The organism is Cupriavidus sp. P-10 (assembly GCF_003402535.2).
Lineage (GTDB): Bacteria > Pseudomonadota > Gammaproteobacteria > Burkholderiales > Burkholderiaceae > Cupriavidus.
In genome coordinates, this window is the sequence record NZ_AP025171.1 from 1,846,488 (window position 1) to 1,864,781 (window position 18,294).

Annotated in this window: 11 protein-coding genes; 6 read left to right on the forward strand and 5 right to left on the reverse strand. The window is 69.0% G+C overall.

The features are described 5' to 3' along the window. The first annotated feature begins 34 nt into the window (after positions 1–34). The 3 genes from CTP10_RS25335 (at position 35) to treY (ending at position 7,477) form a co-directional block, all read left to right on the forward strand. A complete protein-coding gene (locus CTP10_RS25335) occupies positions 35–2,578 on the forward strand; it encodes a glycogen/starch/alpha-glucan phosphorylase (protein ID WP_116321460.1) in 2,544 nt (847 codons plus the stop codon). 250 nt (positions 2,579–2,828) lie between these two features. Then, the gene (gene treZ / locus CTP10_RS25340) at positions 2,829–4,814 is read left to right on the forward strand and encodes a malto-oligosyltrehalose trehalohydrolase (RefSeq protein WP_116321461.1); all 1,986 of its coding nucleotides are present in this window, start codon (positions 2,829–2,831) and stop codon (positions 4,812–4,814) included. Next, on the forward strand, positions 4,814–7,477 hold the full coding sequence (gene treY, locus CTP10_RS25345; RefSeq protein WP_116321462.1) for a malto-oligosyltrehalose synthase: 2,664 nt from the start codon (positions 4,814–4,816) through the stop codon (positions 7,475–7,477). Before treZ ends, treY begins: the two co-directional genes overlap by 1 nt. A 21-nt stretch (positions 7,478–7,498) precedes the next feature. Here treY and CTP10_RS25350 read toward each other — a convergent pair whose 3' ends face one another. Continuing rightward, positions 7,499–8,188, reverse strand: coding sequence for a malto-oligosyltrehalose synthase (locus CTP10_RS25350; RefSeq protein ID WP_233528232.1), 690 nt, complete (start codon positions 8,186–8,188; stop codon positions 7,499–7,501). A 506-nt stretch (positions 8,189–8,694) separates the two neighbouring features. Here CTP10_RS25350 and CTP10_RS25355 point away from each other — a divergent pair. Genes CTP10_RS25355 through CTP10_RS25365 form a run of 3 tightly spaced genes read left to right on the forward strand, consistent with a single transcriptional unit; the run spans position 8,695 to position 9,776 of the window. After that, complete coding sequence (locus CTP10_RS25355) at positions 8,695–9,066, forward strand: BON domain-containing protein (RefSeq protein WP_116321463.1); 372 nt, start codon at positions 8,695–8,697, stop codon at positions 9,064–9,066. 42 nt (positions 9,067–9,108) lie between these two features. Further along, entirely contained in the window at positions 9,109–9,342 is a 234-nt protein-coding gene (locus CTP10_RS25360; protein ID WP_116321464.1) for a hypothetical protein, read from the forward strand. A gap of 47 nt (positions 9,343–9,389) precedes the next feature. Next, positions 9,390–9,776: a hypothetical protein gene (locus tag CTP10_RS25365; protein ID WP_116321465.1), complete on the forward strand. Its 387-nt coding sequence runs from the start codon at positions 9,390–9,392 to the stop codon at positions 9,774–9,776. A gap of 74 nt (positions 9,777–9,850) precedes the next feature. On the opposite strand, the gene CTP10_RS25370 is transcribed toward CTP10_RS25365, so the two are convergent. From CTP10_RS25370 to uvrA, 4 genes are all read right to left on the reverse strand, one after another. Then, on the reverse strand, positions 9,851–10,618 hold the full coding sequence (locus CTP10_RS25370; RefSeq protein ID WP_116321466.1) for a BON domain-containing protein: 768 nt from the start codon (positions 10,616–10,618) through the stop codon (positions 9,851–9,853). 20 nt (positions 10,619–10,638) lie between these two features. Further along, positions 10,639–11,508: an endonuclease/exonuclease/phosphatase family protein gene (locus tag CTP10_RS25375; protein WP_116321500.1), complete on the reverse strand. Its 870-nt coding sequence runs from the start codon at positions 11,506–11,508 to the stop codon at positions 10,639–10,641. A 105-nt stretch (positions 11,509–11,613) separates the two neighbouring features. Next, the gene (locus tag CTP10_RS25380) at positions 11,614–11,970 is read right to left on the reverse strand and encodes an endonuclease (protein ID WP_116321467.1); all 357 of its coding nucleotides are present in this window, start codon (positions 11,968–11,970) and stop codon (positions 11,614–11,616) included. A gap of 106 nt (positions 11,971–12,076) precedes the next feature. Continuing rightward, the gene (uvrA, locus tag CTP10_RS25385) at positions 12,077–17,965 is read right to left on the reverse strand and encodes an excinuclease ABC subunit UvrA (protein ID WP_116321468.1); all 5,889 of its coding nucleotides are present in this window, start codon (positions 17,963–17,965) and stop codon (positions 12,077–12,079) included. Positions 17,966–18,294: the final 329 nt, after the last annotated feature.

Sequence of the window (18,294 nt, forward strand, 5' to 3'; positions counted from 1 at the left end):
GCTTGACCCACCAGCATGCGCAGGAGGTCCCGCCATGAAGGAAGTGATCCGGCCCGAGCACGCCGACGACACCCGTACCGCCCTGTCCGGCGCCAGCCTGCGGCGCGCGTTCCTGGACCACGTGTTCCATACCCAGGGCAAGCTGCCCGGGCACGCCAGCCAGAACGACCTCTACCAGGCGGCGGCGCACACCGTGCGCGACCGGTTGGTGCAGCGCTGGATCAGCACCGCCGAAGCCTACCTGGGCCAGCCTTCGCGCACCGTCGCCTACCTGTCGGCCGAATTCCTGATGGGCCCGCACCTGGGCAACAACCTGATCAACCTCGGCATCTTCGATGAAGTGCGCGAGGCCATGGCGGCGGCCGGGCTGGATCTCGACCGCATCCTGGAGCAGGAAGTCGAGCCGGGGCTAGGCAACGGCGGCCTGGGTCGGCTGGCGGCGTGCTTCATGGATTCGCTGGCGACGCTGGAGATCCCGGCGCTGGGCTACGGCATCCGTTACGAATACGGCATCTTCCAGCAGACCATCATGGACGGCATGCAGGTGGAGAAGACCGATACCTGGCTGCGCAACGGCAACCCGTGGGAGATCCAGCGCTCCGAATGGGCGGTACAGGTGCGCCTCGGCGGCCACACCGAGCACTACACCGACGACCGCGGCCACTACCGCGTGCGCTGGGTGCCGGCCAAGACCGTGGCCGGCGTGCCCTTCGACTCGCCGATCCTGGGCTACCGCGTCAATACCGTGAACACGCTGCGGCTGTGGCGCGCCGATGCCACCGAGGCCTTCGACTTCCATACCTTCAACCGCGGCGACTACCTCGGCGCGGTGAGCAAGAAGGTGACGTCGGAGAACCTGACCAAGGTGCTCTACCCCAACGACGAGACCGCGCAGGGCAAGGAGCTGCGGCTGGAGCAGCAGTACTTCTTCGTCGCCTGTTCGCTGCAGGACATGTTGCGGCTGCTGGCCGTCGATGGTATCCCGGTGACGCGCTTCCACGAGAAGTTCGCGGTGCAGCTGAACGACACGCACCCGGCGGTAGGTATCGCCGAACTGATGCGGCTGCTGGTCGACGAGAACGACCTGACATGGAACGAGGCCTGGGACATCACCCAGCGCGCCTTCGCCTATACCAACCACACGCTGCTGCCCGAGGCGCTGGAGCGCTGGCCGCTGCAGTTGTTCCGCCGTGTGCTGCCACGGCACCTGGAAATCATCCTGGAGATCAACGCGCGCTTCCTGGACGAGGTTCGCATCCGTTTCTTCGGCGACGAATCGCGGCTGTCGCGGCTGTCGCTGATCGACGAGCAGGGCGAGCGCCATGTGCGCATGGCCAACCTGGCGTGCGTGGGCAGCCACGCCATCAATGGCGTGGCCGAGCTGCACTCGCGGCTGATGCGCGAGGACGTGCTCAAGGACTTCTACGCGATGTGGCCGGAGAAATTCACCAGCATCACCAACGGCGTCACGCCGCGACGCTGGCTGGCGCTGTCCAACCCGAGGCTGACGCGGCTGGTGACCGATGCGATCGGCGATGGCTGGATCTCCGACCTGGAGCGCATCCGCGTGCTCGAGCCCTATGCAGACGATGCCGGCTTCCGCAAGGGATGGCAGGCGATGCGGCGCGCCAACAAGGAAGACCTGGCGCAGCTGATCCGCGACACCACCGGCGTGGTGGTGGATCCGTCGTCGATGTTCGACGTGATGGTCAAGCGCATCCACGAATACAAGCGCCAGCACCTCGCGGTGCTGCACGTGATCGCGCTGTACCACCGCATCAAGTCCGACGCGAACGCGGAGATCCCCCCGCGCACCTTCCTGTTCGGCGGCAAGGCCGCGCCGGGTTACGAATACGCCAAGCTGATGATCCGCTTCATCACCTCGGTCGCCGAAGTGATCAACCGCGACCCGCAGGTGCGCGACCGGCTCAAGGTGGTGTTCCTGCCCAACTTCAACGTCACCTACGGCCAGCGCATCTACCCGGCGGCCGACCTGTCCGAGCAGATCTCGCTGGCGGGCAAGGAGGCCTCCGGCACCGGCAACATGAAGTTCGCGATGAACGGCGCGCTCAACATCGGCACCATGGACGGCGCCAATATCGAGCTGCGCGAGGCCGTCGGCAACGACAACTTCTTCCCGTTCGGCCTGACCGCGTCCGAGGTCTATGCCCTGCGCGCGAGCGGCTACGACCCGGCGGCCTACTACCACAGCAATCCGCAGTTGCGCGCTGTGATCGACCTGGTCCAGCAGGGCTTCTTCTCGCGCGGCGATCCGGCGCTGTTCCGGCCGCTGTGCAACCCGCAGGCGGGGCACGACCCCTACCTGCTGCTGGCGGACTTCGCTTCCTATATCGAATGCCAGCAGATCGTCTCCGACGCCTATGCCGACCAGGATCGCTGGCAACGCATGTCGATCCTGTCGTGCGCGCGTTCCGGCCGCTTTTCGTCCGATCGCGCCATCCGTGAATACTGCGAGCGCATCTGGAACGTCGAGCCGGTGCCGGTGCGGCTCCTGCACCGTGCCAGCGGCGCGCCGTGGCAGGTAGATCCCGGCGCCCGGGGGCCGCGCGCGGCATAGATGCCTTCATGCGCGCATGCGCGAAGTGTGCGGTATCGCATGCGCGGGACGCCGAATGAACCCCGGTACTTTCTACAATCGCCCATGTAACAAAACTGTCGGCACGGCCCGCTCCTGCCCGCGCGCCGCGCCGCAATGCGCTGTTCTGCTGGCATGGAGTTCGCATTGCGCAAGAGCCGCCGCAATGCCTACCTCAAGGTCCCCAGATCCAGACCCAGACCCAGACGCCAACCGTTGGCAGGAGCCGAATTTGAATGCGAACCCGATTCTAGTCGCCCCGGGTGCCAGGTCCACCCTGCCAAACCTGGCCCCGCTCGACTGCTTTGCCGCGCCCTCTTCACGGGCCTTTTCCTCCAACGACGAACACGCGCAGGACTACCTGTTCGGGCCGGCCTGGCTGCCTGACGGGCGCGTGCGCTTCCGCCTGTGGGCGCCTGACGCGGCCGAGCAAGGCCACGCCGTGCGGCTCGAAATCGCGGGCCTGGGACCCGTCCATATGGCGGCGGGGCCCAACGGCTGGTTCGAGGCGATCGTGCCGTGCTGCGAAGGCGCGCGCTACTGGTTCCGGCTCGACGACGGCACCACCGTGCCCGACCCGGCCTCGCGCTGGCAGGCCGACGACGTGCACGGGCCGAGCATCGTGCCGGCGCGCGACGCTAGTGCCTCGTACGCGTGGACATGCCCCGACTGGCGCGGCCGGCCCTGGCATGAGGCCATCGTCTATGAAATGCATGTCGGCCTGTGCGGCGGCTTTGCGGGCGCCGCGCAGCAACTGCCGCGGCTGGCCGCGCTGGGCTTCACCGCCATCGAGCTGATGCCGGTGGCCGAGTTTCCCGGCGCACGCAACTGGGGCTACGACGGCGTGCTGCCGTTCGCGCCGGAGTCCAGCTACGGCACCCCTGACGAGTTGCGCGCGCTGGTCGACCGTGCGCACGCGCTCGGCCTGATGGTGCTGCTGGACGTGGTCTACAACCACTTCGGGCCCGAGGGCAACTACCTGCACCGCTACGCCAGCGCCTTCTTCCGCACCGACCGGCAGACCCCATGGGGCCCGGCCATCGATTTCCGGCGCCCGCAGGTCCGGCGCTTCTTCACCGAGAACGCGCGCTACTGGCTGGAACAGTTCCGCTTCGACGGGCTGCGGCTCGACGCGGTCCACGCCATCGAGGACGAAGGCTGGCTTGCGGCGCTGCCCGGCGAACTGCGTACGGCGCTGGCCGATAGCGCTCGCGGCACTGGCGGTGATCGCCACGTGCACCTGGTGCTGGAGAACGACAACAACGACGCCGCGCTGCTGGCGCAGGGCTTCGATGCGCAATGGAACGATGACGCCCACCACGCGCTGCATGTGCTGCTGACGGGCGAGGACGACGGCTACTATCGCGACTATGCCGGCCCCGCCGGCGTTGCTCCCGCTGCCGCCGAGCGTGGCCAGCCTGCGCTGCGCCACCTCGCGCGCGTGCTGGCCGAAGGCTTTGCCTACCAGGGCGAGCCCTCGCGGCACCGTTCCGCCGGCGCGGCCGCCGCCGTGTGCCGCGGCCAGCCCAGCGCGCACCTGCCGCCCACGGCCTTTGTCAGCTTCCTGCAGAACCACGACCAGGCCGGCAACCGCGCGCTCGGCGAACGGCTGGCCAGCCTGGCCGACCCGCGCGCGCTGCGTGCCGCCGTGGCGCTGCAGCTGCTGTGCCCGCAGGTGCCGTTGGTGTTCATGGGCGAAGAGACCGGCTCGCGGCAGCCGTTCCTCTACTTCACCAGCCATCCGCCGGAACTGGCCGAGGCCGTGCGCGAAGGCCGCCGCCGCGAATTCGCCGCCAGCGCGGCCTTCGGCGACGATGCGCGCGCCGCCGCCATCCCCGATCCCAACGACCTGGTTACGTTCGACGCGTCGCGGCCTGCGCTGGAGGACGACGCTGACTGGGCCCCGTACTACCGCGAGCTGCTGTCGATCCGGCGACGCGAGCTGTTGCACCGGCTGCCGGGCTGCCAGTCTGCCGGTGTCGACATCCTGGGCCGCGCGGCGCTTTGCGCGCGCTGGCACCTGATGGACGGCATGGAGCTGAGCCTGTGGCTGAACCTCGGCGACGAAGCGGTGCCCGCCATGCAACCCTGTCACGACCAGCGCGCGGCGCTGCATGAGAGCGCACCGGGCGCTGCCGCGGAACTGTCCGCCGGCATGCTGCCGCCGCTGGCCTGCGTCGCCACGTTGTGCGAGCCCGCCGCGGCGCGCGCCAGGTAATGCCGGCCACGGCAGGCACCGCGCCGGCAGCCGCGCGCGGCTTGCCGCGCGCCACCGCCCGGTTGCAGCTGCACCCTGGCTTCACCTTCGCCGATGCCGCCGGCGTGGTCGACTACTACGCCGCGCTGGGGGTCAGCCACCTGTACCTGTCACCGGTCTGCGAGGCACGGCCGGGCTCCTCGCACGGCTACGACGTCACCGACTTCACCCGCGTGCGCGAGGAACTGGGCGGCGAGGCCGGCCTGAAGGCGCTCGCCGCGCGCGCGCGCAGCGCCGGCCTCGGGCTGATCCTCGATATCGTCCCCAACCACATGGCGGCGGACTGCACCCACAACGGCTGGTGGCGCGATGTGCTGGCGCACGGGCGCGCCAGCCCCCATGCCGGCTGCTTCGACATCGACTGGACGCCGCGCGACCCGGCGCTGCATGGCAAGGTCCTGCTGCCAATCCTGGGGCAGTCGTACTGGGACGCGGTAGTCGCGGGCGAGCTGCAGTGGGTGCCCGCCAGCGGCGGACAGCCGGCCCATTTGCGCTACTTCGACCACGTGCTGCCGCTGGCGCCCGGCAGCGCCGATGCCGAGGCCACCACCGACCCCGGCTGGTACGACACCACGCAGGCCTCCGGTCGCAGCCGCCTGCACGCGCTGGCGGAACGCCAGCACTACCGGCTGGCCTGGTGGCGCACCGCTGCCGCCGCGCTGAACTGGCGCCGCTTCTTCGAGATCAGCGACCTGGTCGGCGTGTGCGAAGAAGACCCGCAGGTCTTTGACGCGGTCCATGCGCTGGTCTTCAGGCTGCTGAGCGAGGGCTGGATCGACGGCGTGCGCGTGGACCATGTCGACGGGCTGGCCGATCCTGCCGGCTACTGCCGCCGCCTGCGCGACGGACTCGACCGGCATGCCGCCGCGCGCCCGCCGCTGCTGCGGCTGCAGCGCCCGTGGCTGGTGGTCGAGAAAATCCTCGGCGGCGGCGAACGGCTGCCGCCGGACTGGCAGGTCGACGGCACCACCGGCTACGACTTCATGGATGAAGTGGCCGCGGTGCTGCACGACGAGGCCGGCGAAGCGGCGCTCACTGCGCTGTGGGCCATGACCAGCGGCGACGCGCGCCCGTACACCGATTATGTGCGCGAGGCCCGCTGCCTGGTGCTGCAGCGGCACCTCGTCACCGAATGCGAAGGCGTGACGGCCCGCCTGCACGCCTGCGCGCAACAGGAGCCCGGCACCCGCGACCTCACGCCGGCGGCGCTGCGGCAAGCACTGATGGCGCTGATGGCCGCAGTGCCGGTCTACCGCAGCTACTACGACGCGCAGCCGACGGCGCGCGACGCCGGCGCCGCGCATGCCGATGACGCCATGGTCGACCAGGCCCTGCTGTCCGCGCGCGGCGGCCTGGCACCGGACGAGGCCGTGGCGCTGGCATTCATCGCCGGCTGCCTGCGCACGCAGGCCGCGCCGGACAGCGATACTGGCGTGCTGCGCCGCCGCCTGCAGCAGCTAATGCCGGCGCTGGCGGCCAAGGCCGGCGAGGACACCGCCTTCTACCGCTACGGCCGGCTGCTGTCGCGCAACGAGGTGGGCAGCGACCCGGCGCAGCTGGCCACGCCGCCGGCGCAATTCCACGCCCGCATGGCGGCGCGCCGGCTGGCCGGCCCGCATGCGATGCTGGCCACTGCCACGCATGACCACAAGCGGGGCGAGGACGCACGCATGCGGCTGGCCGTGCTGAGCGAGCTGCCGGGCACTTTCGCCGACGCGGTCGCCGCGTGGGAGCGCGACTGCGCGTCACTGCTCGCCACGCTGCCGCGCGCGCCCGACCCGGCCAGCCGGCTGATGCTGTACCAGGCGCTGATCGGGGCATGGCCGATGGAGCATGCCGGCGAAGCGGCGCCGGTACCTGAAGCCCTGCTGGCGCGGATTTCAGCGTGGCAGGTCAAGGCCATCCGCGAAGCCAAGCGCCATGGCAACTGGACCTGCCCCGATGCCGAGTACGAAGGGGCATGCGAGGCCTTCCTGCGCGGGATCGCGGCGGCGTGGCCGCAGGGCGTGCTGGCCCATATCGGCAGCTTTGCGCAGCGGATTGCCACTGCCGGCGCGGTGAATAGCCTGGCGCAGGTGCTGGTGCAACTGACCGCGCCCGGCATCCCGGACCGTTACCAGGGCACCGAAGGCTGGGACCTTAGCCTGGTGGACCCTGACAACCGGTGCGCGCCGGACTTCACCCGGCTGCAGTCACGGCTGGCGTGCGGCGCGGGCTGGGCACACTGGCTGGCGCACTGGCGCGACGGCCGGCTCAAGCAGCAACTGGTGCGCCATGTGCTCGCCGCGCGCGGCGCCGACCCCGGGCTGTTTGCCGACGGCCAGTACAGCATGCTGGCTGCCCAGGGCGCGCTGGCGCCGCAGGTACTCGCGTTTGCGCGCAGCACTGCGTCGCGCCAGGCCGTCACCGTGGTAACGCGGCTGTCGGCGTCCCGGGTCGACCCGGCCGTGCCGCGCATTCCGCCGGCGTACTGGGGCGACACCACGCTGAACCTTGGCGCGCCACAGCCGGGCCGCTGGATCGACGCGCTGACGGGACATCCGCTCGATGCGCCCGCTGGCCGCCTGCGCCTGCGCGATGTGCTGGGCGGGCTGCCGGTGGCACTGCTGCTGCGCGAGCCCTGAAAAGCGCGTCACACGTGTATGTCACAAGCGCGGCATGTGCGGGATCGGGGCTTGCGATGCGATCGGGGTCAGCGGCGGGCGCGGGACCCTGGGCGCATAGGGCCCATGCGGACCATGCGGACCATGCAACCCGTGCGGGTCGTGCGGCGGCACCGCCTGGCCGTGATGGAATGGCTGGGCCTCGGCGGGCGGCTCGCGCTGCGCCTGGCTGGGCGAGGCGCTGCGGTCCTGCGGCAGGTAGGGCCGGATCACGACGGCGACGTAGTCGTCTTCCTTCGGCGTCACCACGATATAGGCAAGGCCGGACATCACCAGCCCCACTTCGCCCAGTTCGGTGGCAATGCGCGCCACGATAAAGCGCTGCAGCAGCAGCGGGTTGACGCTGTCGTCGATGGCAAGCGCCGCCGTGCAGATGGTCAGAAAGCAGCGCTCGACTTCGCGGCAGACCACCACCACTTCATCGAGCGCATAGCCGGAACGGCTGGCACGCACCAGCACCGAAACGCCGGAACTGGGCGCGGCGCGGTGCCAGCCGGGCTTGATCTTGAAACTGGGCAGCGTCAACCCGGAGCCTGTGTCCTGCGCGACCGTATTAAAGCGCTGGGCAAAATCCAGCGGAGTGATCGCGAGCAGCTGGCGTTCGACCGGCGCTGAGGAAACCGACACCGAAGAGGCCAGGATGACGGTGGACAGGATGCTGGCGAAATTCATTTCTACCCTCGCAACAGGATGTGCCGCTCCCCCCGGCCGGCTGCGCTGATAGCCCCGTCAGCGCGCGGCACACGGAGCCGCCGCGGCGTGGGGCCGGCGTGGCGGGTTGTGCTCGGCGGCACATGCCGAACGCCAGTTGTGGCCAGCATTGCTTCACTATAGACAGGACGGCACGCAAGCACACGACGGTACGCAAGCGGCGCGCCACGGGGCGCGGTGCGTCCCGGTGCGGGCGGCGTCCACGGCACGATCTGGCCTGGCTGCATGGCGCATGCACTTTCTGCAGCTACTGTAAAAACTACGGCGCGCCTCATTGCGGAAGCACCACCCTGGCGGGCGCTACGCTGCGGCGCAAGCCGCACAACCTCCTTTCGCCCCCCGGGAACGGAGCTTGCAGGTTGGTAGCAGGTGCGGGCAGGGTTGCATCAGCCCGCCGCTTGCGTAGTAGCCGCCGTCGCGTCCTTGACCCCGTCATTGACGCCGGCGCACCGTACAGGAGGACCGCCATGACAACTCGTTTCCGCTCCCGCATTCGCCATCTGGCGCTGCCGCTGGCGGTATTCGCCATGGCAGTCGCCCCGGCGGTGCCGGCGGCACCCACCGATGCGCCAGCCGCGCCATCCTCAACCGGGCGCACCGCCGCGCCGCGCGACACCGAAATTGCCAGCGACCGCACCATCACGTCCGAAGTCCAGGCACGCCTGGCTAACGCCCGCACGCTCGCCCCGGCGAAGATCCGCGTGTCGACCACCGACGGCGTGGTCAAGCTCGAAGGCTCGGTACGCGACGACAAGCAGCGCGCCATGGCCATGGAACTGGCCCGTTCGGTACGCGGCGTGACCGCGGTATCCGATGAACTGCGCGCCGGTACCGATTGAAAACCCGGATTGAAGACCGCTCGAATCTAGCCTGGAGACACCATGAGCACCCATCGCCAGCCCGACCATGACACCACGCGGCGCCACAGCGAGCCGCGGCCCGACCCGCACAAGGGCGGGCCCGACATCGAACACGAGCGCGGCAAGCCGGGACGCGACCGCCGCCACGACGTCGAGCGCGAGCACGATATTCCCGACGAGAACGGCGAGCCGCCTTCGGTGAAGCGCCGCGGCGGCAACCCGGAGGAAAGCGAGCCGCCGGTGGAAAACACCTGACCGCTGCATCGCGCCACCATGCCACACCGGACCGCACAGGAGAGACCATGAGCAAGACCGTACGTACCGGCGCCCGCCACGGGGACCGTGTCGGCAGCACCAGCGGCACGCGACGGGACAGCGCGCAAGCTTCGGCCGGAGGCGGCCGCCCGCGTGACAAGACAGCAACGGGCGCCGCGCGGGCCCAGGCCGGCAATATCCCCAGCACCCTGGATCCGGATCTGGACCAGGAGACCAACGATATCGAGAGCGAACTCGAGCAGCGCGATGAAGAATCGCACATGCCGCCGGAAGACGAAATTCCGGAAGAAGAGATCGCCGATGAAGTGGTGCGCGCCGCCGAGGGGCTGCCGGCCGAGGTGCCGGTCGACAAGGCCGACCGTACCGACGACCGCGACGAGCACCCGCCCAACCTGCCCCGCCGCGAGCCCTGACATCTGACAAGCCGGCAGGGAAGAAGGGCGGCGGCGCAGGTTCGTGCGCCGCCGCCCTTCTCGTTCCCTCACCCTCACTCCGAAGCAAGCAAGCCGTAGCGCTGCACGCGGATGTGGTTGATCACGTCCTGCACGCCGAACACGCGCTCGGCAATGTCCTCGATGTCGTACTTGGTGTGGCGGTCATTGACCTTGCCTTCCAGCGTCACCACGCCCTCCTGCACGCGGACTTCGACATCGCTGACATCGAGTTCGTCATCCCGCGCCAGCCGGTTGCAGACCTCATCGTGGATGCGGTCGTCCTCACGACGGTAATTGCGCGGACCGGCGGGACGCCGCTGCGCGGGCGCGTCCCACTCGTCGTCACTGCCGCCATAGCCGCCGTAGCCGCCGTAGCCGCCATCGCCACCATAGCCGCGGGCCTCGCGCTCAAGGCGCTCGTCTTGCCAGCGCCCGTAGCCGTAGCGCTCAGGCTCGCCGTAGCCGCCATGGCCACCATAGCCGCCACCACGTTCATCGCGACCGCGGCTCGCACCCGTCGCACTGCTCCGCGACCACTCGTCTTCATAACGCGGATCGCCACGGCCGCCGGCCCTATGGCGCGGGTCGGCCGGCCGGCGCCATTCGTCGACGTAACGCCCATACCAGCCTTCGTCGCCGCGTGTCACGTCCTCGGCCTGGTCGCGTGGCAGACGCTCGGCGGTATTGCCGTAGCGGCCGCCGCTCAGTTCTCGCTGGCGCCGGTTGCGCGACTGGGCGGGGATGCCGCTGTAGCCCTGGTCATTGCTGCCGTACTGCTGGTCGGGGCGCCTGCGCAGGTAGTTGTCGTCGCTATGTCTCATCGTCGTGCTCCTATGTGTCCCTATGCCTGAGTACGGATCTCCGCGCCCGCGGCGGCCGGCGGCGCTTCCGCCATCGGCACCTCGAAGCAGGCCAGCAGCGGCAGGTGGTCGGAGGCGACCCGCGCCAGCGGCGAGCGATGGCTGGCCACCGAGACCAGATGCGCGCGCGGCGATACCCAGATCCGGTCCAGCGCAAAAACCGGCATGCGCGAGGGGAACGTGGCGGTGTGGGGAGTGTGTTCGAAATACGCGTGCAGCCAGCGCAGCGGACGTCCCCACAAGAACCACTCGTTGACATCGCCCAGCAGGATGGTGGGCAACGGCGGCGCCGCGGCGATGTAATTGAGCAGTTGCTGCACCTGGTGACGCCGCTCGCCGGGGCGCAGCCCCAGGTGCGTGGCGATAACGCGCAACGCGCTGATGTGCCCCGACGCGGTACAGGCCAACGTGACGTCGATCGCGCCACGTGCCTCGCAACCTTTCACCGTGAGGTCGATCTGGTTGACCGCCTGCGGCGCGAAGCGCGTCAGCAGGGCATTGCCGAAGTCCGCGTTGCCGCGCACGCGGGTAAAACCCGACACCACATGCATGCCGGTGTGCCCCGCCAGGTATTCAAGCGTGTGGTCATTGCTGCTGCCCGACTCGACTTCCTGCAGCGCGACGATATCCGCGCTGAGTTCTTCGAGCACCGCGGCGATGCGGTCGGGACGGTAGCGGCGGTCGGTACCGACTGCGCGATGGATGTTGTAGCTGGCCACCGTCATGCGCGCGAGCCCCGCGGTGCGCACGGGGCCGCAATGGAGTGCCTGGCTGGCATCCGGCACGCTGCACTGGCCGTCGGCCGCTTGCGCAGGATTTACAAGAGGCGGTAAGTCCGGTTGCATTCGCATTTTGCCGCGCCCTGCCGGGTGAAAAGGCCGTGGCCAGCGCGGCGGCAGGACGCCGCGCGCGGGCCAGGCGGCCATTGCGAGAATTGCCCTGTCAGGCGCTCGGGATCAGGCACCGTCCAGGAACTGGCTGCGCGGGCCAAGGCGTCGGCCAAGGTCCGGGCTGACCCAGCGGGTGCCGCTGTCCATATACGGGTCAGGCGTGCGCTGAATGGGCGGGGTGGTCATGCCGGGCTGCGCCGGCACGGTAGAAGGCTGGGCTTCGGGCGCCGGCGCGAGGTCCTGCCGTGTAGCAGTGTTGGCGCCCTGCGTGTACGGGTCGAACTTGTCGGTGCTGCGTGCGCCCTGCGAATATGGGTCATAGGTGCCGCGCGGCGTGCCAGGCGTCATCTGCGCCATGGCGGGAATCGCAGCGGCGGCGAGCGCGACGGCGGCGAGGAGTCGGCTGGGTCGGATATGCTTCATGGTTACCTCCGTTCAGGACGCGATGTGCGCGCCAGTAACCATGAGCAAGCGAAAGGCGTGCCTGTACCTTATGGTCCAGGCTGCGCCCCGCGCTCGCGACTGAGGCTCAGGCCATGCTGACCCTGTCCCGCGCGCCTGCCTGCGGCGTGCCGGCCTTGCCGCGCGCCAGCACCGGCACCAGCGCCGCGCCTGTATGGCTGGCCTGGATCCGCGCCAGCGACTCCGGATCGGCCGCGCCGACGATGGTGCCACCGCCCGCGCCGCCTTCCGGCCCCAGGTCGATGATCCAGTCGGCCTCGGCGATCACGTCGAGGTCATGCTCGATCACCACCACGCTGTGGCCGCCGTCGGTGAGGCGGTGCAGCACGCGGATCAGCCGCGCCACGTCGGCCATGTGCAGGCCAACGGTAGGCTCGTCCAGCACGTACAGCGTATGCGGCGCCTTCTGGCCGCGGCGCGTGATGTCGTCGCGCACCTTGCTCAGTTCGGTGACCAGCTTGATGCGCTGCGCCTCGCCGCCTGACAGCGTCGGCGACGGCTGGCCCAGCGTCAGGTAGCCCAGCCCCACGTCCTTCATCAGCTGCAGCGGGTGCGCAATATTGGACATCGATGCAAAAAATTCCACTGCCTCGTCGATCTCCATGGTCAGCACGTCGCCGATGTTCTTGCCACGCCAGGTGACCGCGAGCGTCTCGGGATTGAAGCGCTGGCCGTGGCAGACATCGCATGGCACCTTCACGTCCGGCAGGAAGCTCATGCCGATGGTGCGCACGCCCTGCCCTTCGCACGCGGGACAGCGTCCATCGCCGGTGTTGAACGAAAAGCGCGACGCGGCATAGCCGCGCGCACGCGCCTCGAGCGTATCGGCGAAGAGCCGTCGGATCGTGTCCCACACGCCGATATATGTGGCCGGGCATGAGCGCGGCGTCTTGCCGATCGGCGTCTGGTCGACTTCCAGCACGCGGTCGATCGATTCCCAGCCCGTGATGGCGTCGCAGCCGTACCAGTCGTGATCCACCTTGAGGGGCTTTTTCGCCGTCGACTTGCTCGCCTTCGCCTCTTCCTTGGCCGCATTGCGCGCGCGGCGCGTGGCCGGCGACGACAACACCGAGCGGCCCACCGCATCGAGCAGGTTCGTCATCAGCACGTCGCGCGCCAGTGTCGACTTGCCCGAGCCCGACACGCCGGTGATTGCCACCAGCCGTGACAGCGGAATGCGCGCGGTCACGTGGCGCAGGTTGTGCAACGAAGCGCCGTGCACGGTCAGCCATTCCGACGGATCGGCCGGCTTTCCTGCTGCGCCCGGCTTCACGGGACGGCGCGCCTGCAGCGGATGGATGATCGGCTGCGCCAGGAACTGGCCGGTGGTGGAAGTCGGCGCCGCGGCAAGGTCGGCCACGCCGCCCTGCGCCACCAGCGTGCCGCCGCGCTTGCCCGCGCCGGGGCCGATGTCGATGATGTGGTCGGCGCGGCGGATGGTGTCCTCGTCATGCTCGACCACCACCAGCGTATTGCCCTTGTCGCCCAGCTTGCGCAGCGCATCGAGCAGGATCTGGTTGTCGCGCGGATGCAGGCCGATGGTGGGCTCGTCCAGCACGTAGCACACACCTTGCAGGTTGCTGCCAAGCTGCGCCGCCAGGCGGATGCGCTGGGCCTCGCCGCCGGACAGGCTCGGCGCGGCGCGGTCCAGGCTCAGGTAGCCCAGGCCCACTTCTTCCAGGAACTGCAGCCGGCTGCCGATTTCGCTGACCACGTCGCGCGCGATCTCGGCATCGCGGCCGGTCAGGCGCAGGCCGTCGACCCAGCGGCGGGTGTCGGACACGGTCCATTGCGCCACGTCGACGATGGCCTGCGTATCGAACGTGACCGCGCGCGCCACCGGGTTCAGGCGCGTGCCATGGCAGTCGGGGCACGGCGCTTCGCCCACGCCTTCGGGTTCCAGCTCTTCCGATGGCAGGCTCTGCTCGCGGCCGCGGTTGTCGTCGGCGAGCACGGTATCGTCGTATGCCGCGCGCTGCTCGCGCGTCAGCGCCAGGCCGGTGCCGACGCAGCTGCCGCACCAGCCGTGCTTGCTGTTGTAGGAAAACATGCGCGGGTCCAGCTCGGGATAGCTGGTGCCGCACTCGGGACAGGCGCGCTTGGTCGAGAACACCTTGACCTCGCCCACGTGCGCGGTGCCGCCGTTGGTCATGGCATGGTCCAGCCCGTCGAGCGGCGCCAGCAGGTGCATCACGCCCTTGCCCGCTTCCAGGGCCTGCGCCAGCAGTGCACGCAGTTGCGGCTCGTTTTCAGGCGTGATGACCAGGTCGCCGACCGGCAGCTCGATGGTGTGCTCGCGGAAACGGTCCAGGCGCGGCCACGGATCGACCGGCAGGAACTCGCCATCGACGCGCAGATGCGTATTGCCGCGCGCCTTGGCCCATTTGGCCAGGTCGGTATAGACGCCCTTGCGGTTCACCACCAGAGGCGCCAGGAAGCCGACGTGCTGGCCGCGATGGTCGCGCAGCAACTGCGCGGCGATCGATTCCGGGCTCTGCGACGTCACCGGCGCGCCGTCATGCACGCAGTGCTGGATGCCCAGCTTGACGTAGAGCAGGCGCAGGAAGTGCCACACCTCGGAAGTGGTCGCCACCGTGCTCTTGCGGCCGCCGCGCGACAGGCGCTGCTCGATGGCGACGGTCGGCGGGATGCCGTAGACCGCATCCACCTCGGGCCGCCCCGCCGGCTGCACGATCGAGCGCGCATACGCGTTGAGCGATTCCAGGTAGCGGCGCTGGCCTTCGTGGAACAGGATGTCGAACGCCAGCGTCGACTTGCCCGAGCCGGACACGCCGGTGACCACGTTGAATTTGCCGTGCGGGATATCGACGTTGAGCGACTTCAGGTTGTGCTCGTGCGCGTTGACGATGCGCACCACGTCCTCGCCCTCGATCTCGCGGCGCGCGCGGCGGGCCTGCAATACCGCCTGCAGCGGCACGCCTTCGGCTTCGGCGCCGGCGGCACGTTCAGCGGCAAGCGTGCCGGCTTCGCCGAGCGCGGCGTCATAGTGGATCAGCGCCTGGCCGGTATGCGACGCGGCACAGCCCTTCACGTCTTCGGGCGTGCCGGTGCAAACCACGCGGCCGCCGGCATCGCCGCCTTCGGGTCCCAGGTCGATCAGCCAGTCCGCGGCGCGGATCACGTCGAGGTTGTGCTCGATCACGATCAGCGAATGGCCGCTGTCGAGCAGCTTGCCGAAGGCCAGCATCAGCTTGGCGATATCGTCGAAGTGCAAACCCGTGGTCGGTTCGTCGAACATGAACAGACGGCGCGGCAGCGTGCTGCCGCGGGTGCGCGACGGCGTGGCCTGCGCGGCTTCGGCCAGGAAGCCGGCCAGCTTCAGGCGCTGCGCCTCGCCGCCCGACAACGTGGGCACGGGCTGGCCCAGCTTCATGTATTCGAGGCCGACATCGACGATGGGCTGCAGCACCCGCAGCACCGCGGCATCGCTGGCGAAATAGGACGCCGCTTCGCTGACAGTCAACTCCAGCACGTCGGCGATGCTGAGCGCGCGCGGCGGCTGCCCGGCGATGGCGCGTTCGATCTTCACCTCCAGCACTTCGGGGCGATAGCGGGTGCCGTCGCAATCCGGGCAGCGCAGGTAGACGTCGCTCAGGAACTGCATCTCGACGTGCTCGAAGCCGGAACCGCCGCAGGTCGGGCAGCGCCCGTCGCCGGAGTTGAAGCTGAACGTGCCGGCGGTGTAGCTGCGCTGCAGCGCCATCGGCGCCTTGGCGAAGATCTTGCGGATCTCGTCGAACGCGCCGACATAGCTGGCCGGGTTGGAGCGCGCGGTCTTGCCGATCGGCGACTGGTCGACGAAGACGACGTCATCGACCAGGTCCGCGCCGGTCAGCTTGCGGTACGCACCCGGCGACTCCGTCGCCTTGCCGAAATGCCGCGCCATCGCCGGATGCAAGACATCCTGCAGCAGCGTTGACTTGCCCGAGCCCGACACGCCGGTCACGCACACCAGCCGCTGCAGCGGGATCTCGACGGTGACGTCCTGCAGGTTGTGCTCGGTCGCGCCTTCCAGCACGATGCGCGGCAGCTCGTCATCGACCGGTCGACGCTGCCAGTGCGAGGCGTCGGCCACGCGGCGGCGGCCGCCAAGGTAAGCACCGGTCAGCGTGTTGGCATTGCGGATATCGGACGGCGGGCCGTCGAAGATGATATTGCCGCCGCGTTCACCCGGGCCGGGGCCCATGTCGATCAGGCGGTCGGCGGCCAGCATCACCGACGGATCATGCTCGACCACTACCAGCGTGTTGCCAGCGTCGCGCAACCGGTGCATGGCCTCGACGATGCGGTTCAGGTCGCGCGGGTGCAGGCCGATGCTGGGCTCGTCCAGCACGAACAGCGTGTTGACCAGCGAGGTGCCCAGGGCGGTAGTCAGGTTGATGCGCTGCACTTCGCCGCCGGACAGCGTGCGGCTCTGGCGGTCCAGCGTCAGGTAGCCCAGGCCGACGTCGCACAGATATTTGAGCCGCGTGCGCACTTCGGCCAGCAGCAGCTTGAGGGCATCGTCCAGCATCGCGCTGGGCAGCGTCAGTTCGTCAAAGAAGCGGCGGATGCGCTCGATCGGCAGCAGCATCAGGTCGTGCACCGTCAGGCCGGGCAGCGCTTCGAGTTGCGATCGGTCCCAGTCAACGCCGCGCGGCAGGAAGCGGCGTTCGGCCGCGAGTACCGCGTCGGCATTGCCCTTCGATCCCAGGCGCCACAGCAACGACTCGGTCTTCAGGCGCGCGCCGCCGCAGGTTTCGCACGGGGTATAGCTGCGGTACTTGGACAGCAGCACCCGGATGTGCATCTTGTAGGCCTTCGACTCCAGGTAGCTGAAGAACCGCATCACCCCGTACCACTGCTTGTTCCACTGACCGTTCCAGTCCGGCGAGCCATGGACGACCCAGTGGCGCTCGGCCTCGGTCATGTCGGCCCAGGGCGTGTCGCGCGGGATGCCAGCCTTGCCGGCGTAGCGCATCAGGTCGTCCTGGCACTCCTTCCATGCCGGGGTCTGCATCGGCTTGATCGCGCCTTCGCGCAGCGTCTTGCGCGCGTCCGGGATCACCAGCCCGAGGTCGACGCCGATCACGCGGCCGAAGCCGCGGCAGGTTTCGCAGGCGCCGTACGCGGAGTTAAAGGAGAACAGCGCGGCCTGCGGATCGGCGTAGCGCAGGTCGCTGTCGGGGCTATGCAGGCCGGTGGAGAAGCGCCACACCGGGCCGTCGTCGCCATCGGCCAGCACGTAGATGTTGACACGTCCGCCGCCACGCTTGAGCGAGGCTTCGATCGCCTCCACCACGCGCACTTTCTCGGTATTGCCGATGCGGAAGCGATCGGCGACCACGTCGAGCAGCTTGCGCGCGCCGGTCGGCGACTGCACCACGCGCTGCGCCTGCACGCGCGTGTAGCCGCTGACGGACAGCCATTGCTGGACCTCTTCCTCGGTCGTCGATTCCGGCAGCTCGACCGGGAACGTCACCACCAGCCGTGCATCGTGGTGCGGCTGGCCCGCGGCCGTGCGCGCCAGCAGCCCGGCGTAGATCGTCTCCGGCGTGTCGTGGCGCACCGGCTGCGCGGTCTGCTTGTCGAACAGCTCCGCCGCGCGCGCATACAGCAGCTTCAGGTGGTCGTTCAGCTCCGTCATCGTGCCGACGGTCGAACGCGAGCTGCGCACCGGGTTGGTCTGGTCGATGGCAATCGCCGGCGGCACGCCGTCGACCCGCTCCACCTGCGGGCGGTCCATCCGGTCCAGGAACTGGCGCGCGTAGGCGCTGAAGGTCTCGACGTAGCGGCGCTGGCCCTCGGCATAGAGCGTGTCGAATACCAGGCTGGACTTGCCCGAGCCGGACGGCCCGGTGACCACGGTCATCTCGCCGGGGCGCAGGTCGAGGTCGACATCCTTGAGGTTGTGCTGGCGGGCGCCGCGAATGCGAATCAGCTGCTTGCTCGACACGATTTCTTCTTTCGGATCAATGCGTTAAGGGAGGGATAGGCGTGGACGGAGGGAGGCTATCGGCCAGGCGGGCCTGGAGCAGACCACCATAGCACAGGGCCCGGGGGCAGGCCTGTGAAGGTGTAGTCCATACACTGTACATCCATACAGTGTAACAGTTCGGAAAGGAATTCGTATCGAGTGCGTGGCTCGAGGGCGTTCCCCGCTTTCAGATTCATGACGGTCCAGCGCTATGGCGACGGCGGCTTCATGGAGGTATCCGCTCCTTGCAAATTCGCTGGTTTGCCATTTATCGATTATCGATATACGATATGATCCAATCATTCAAA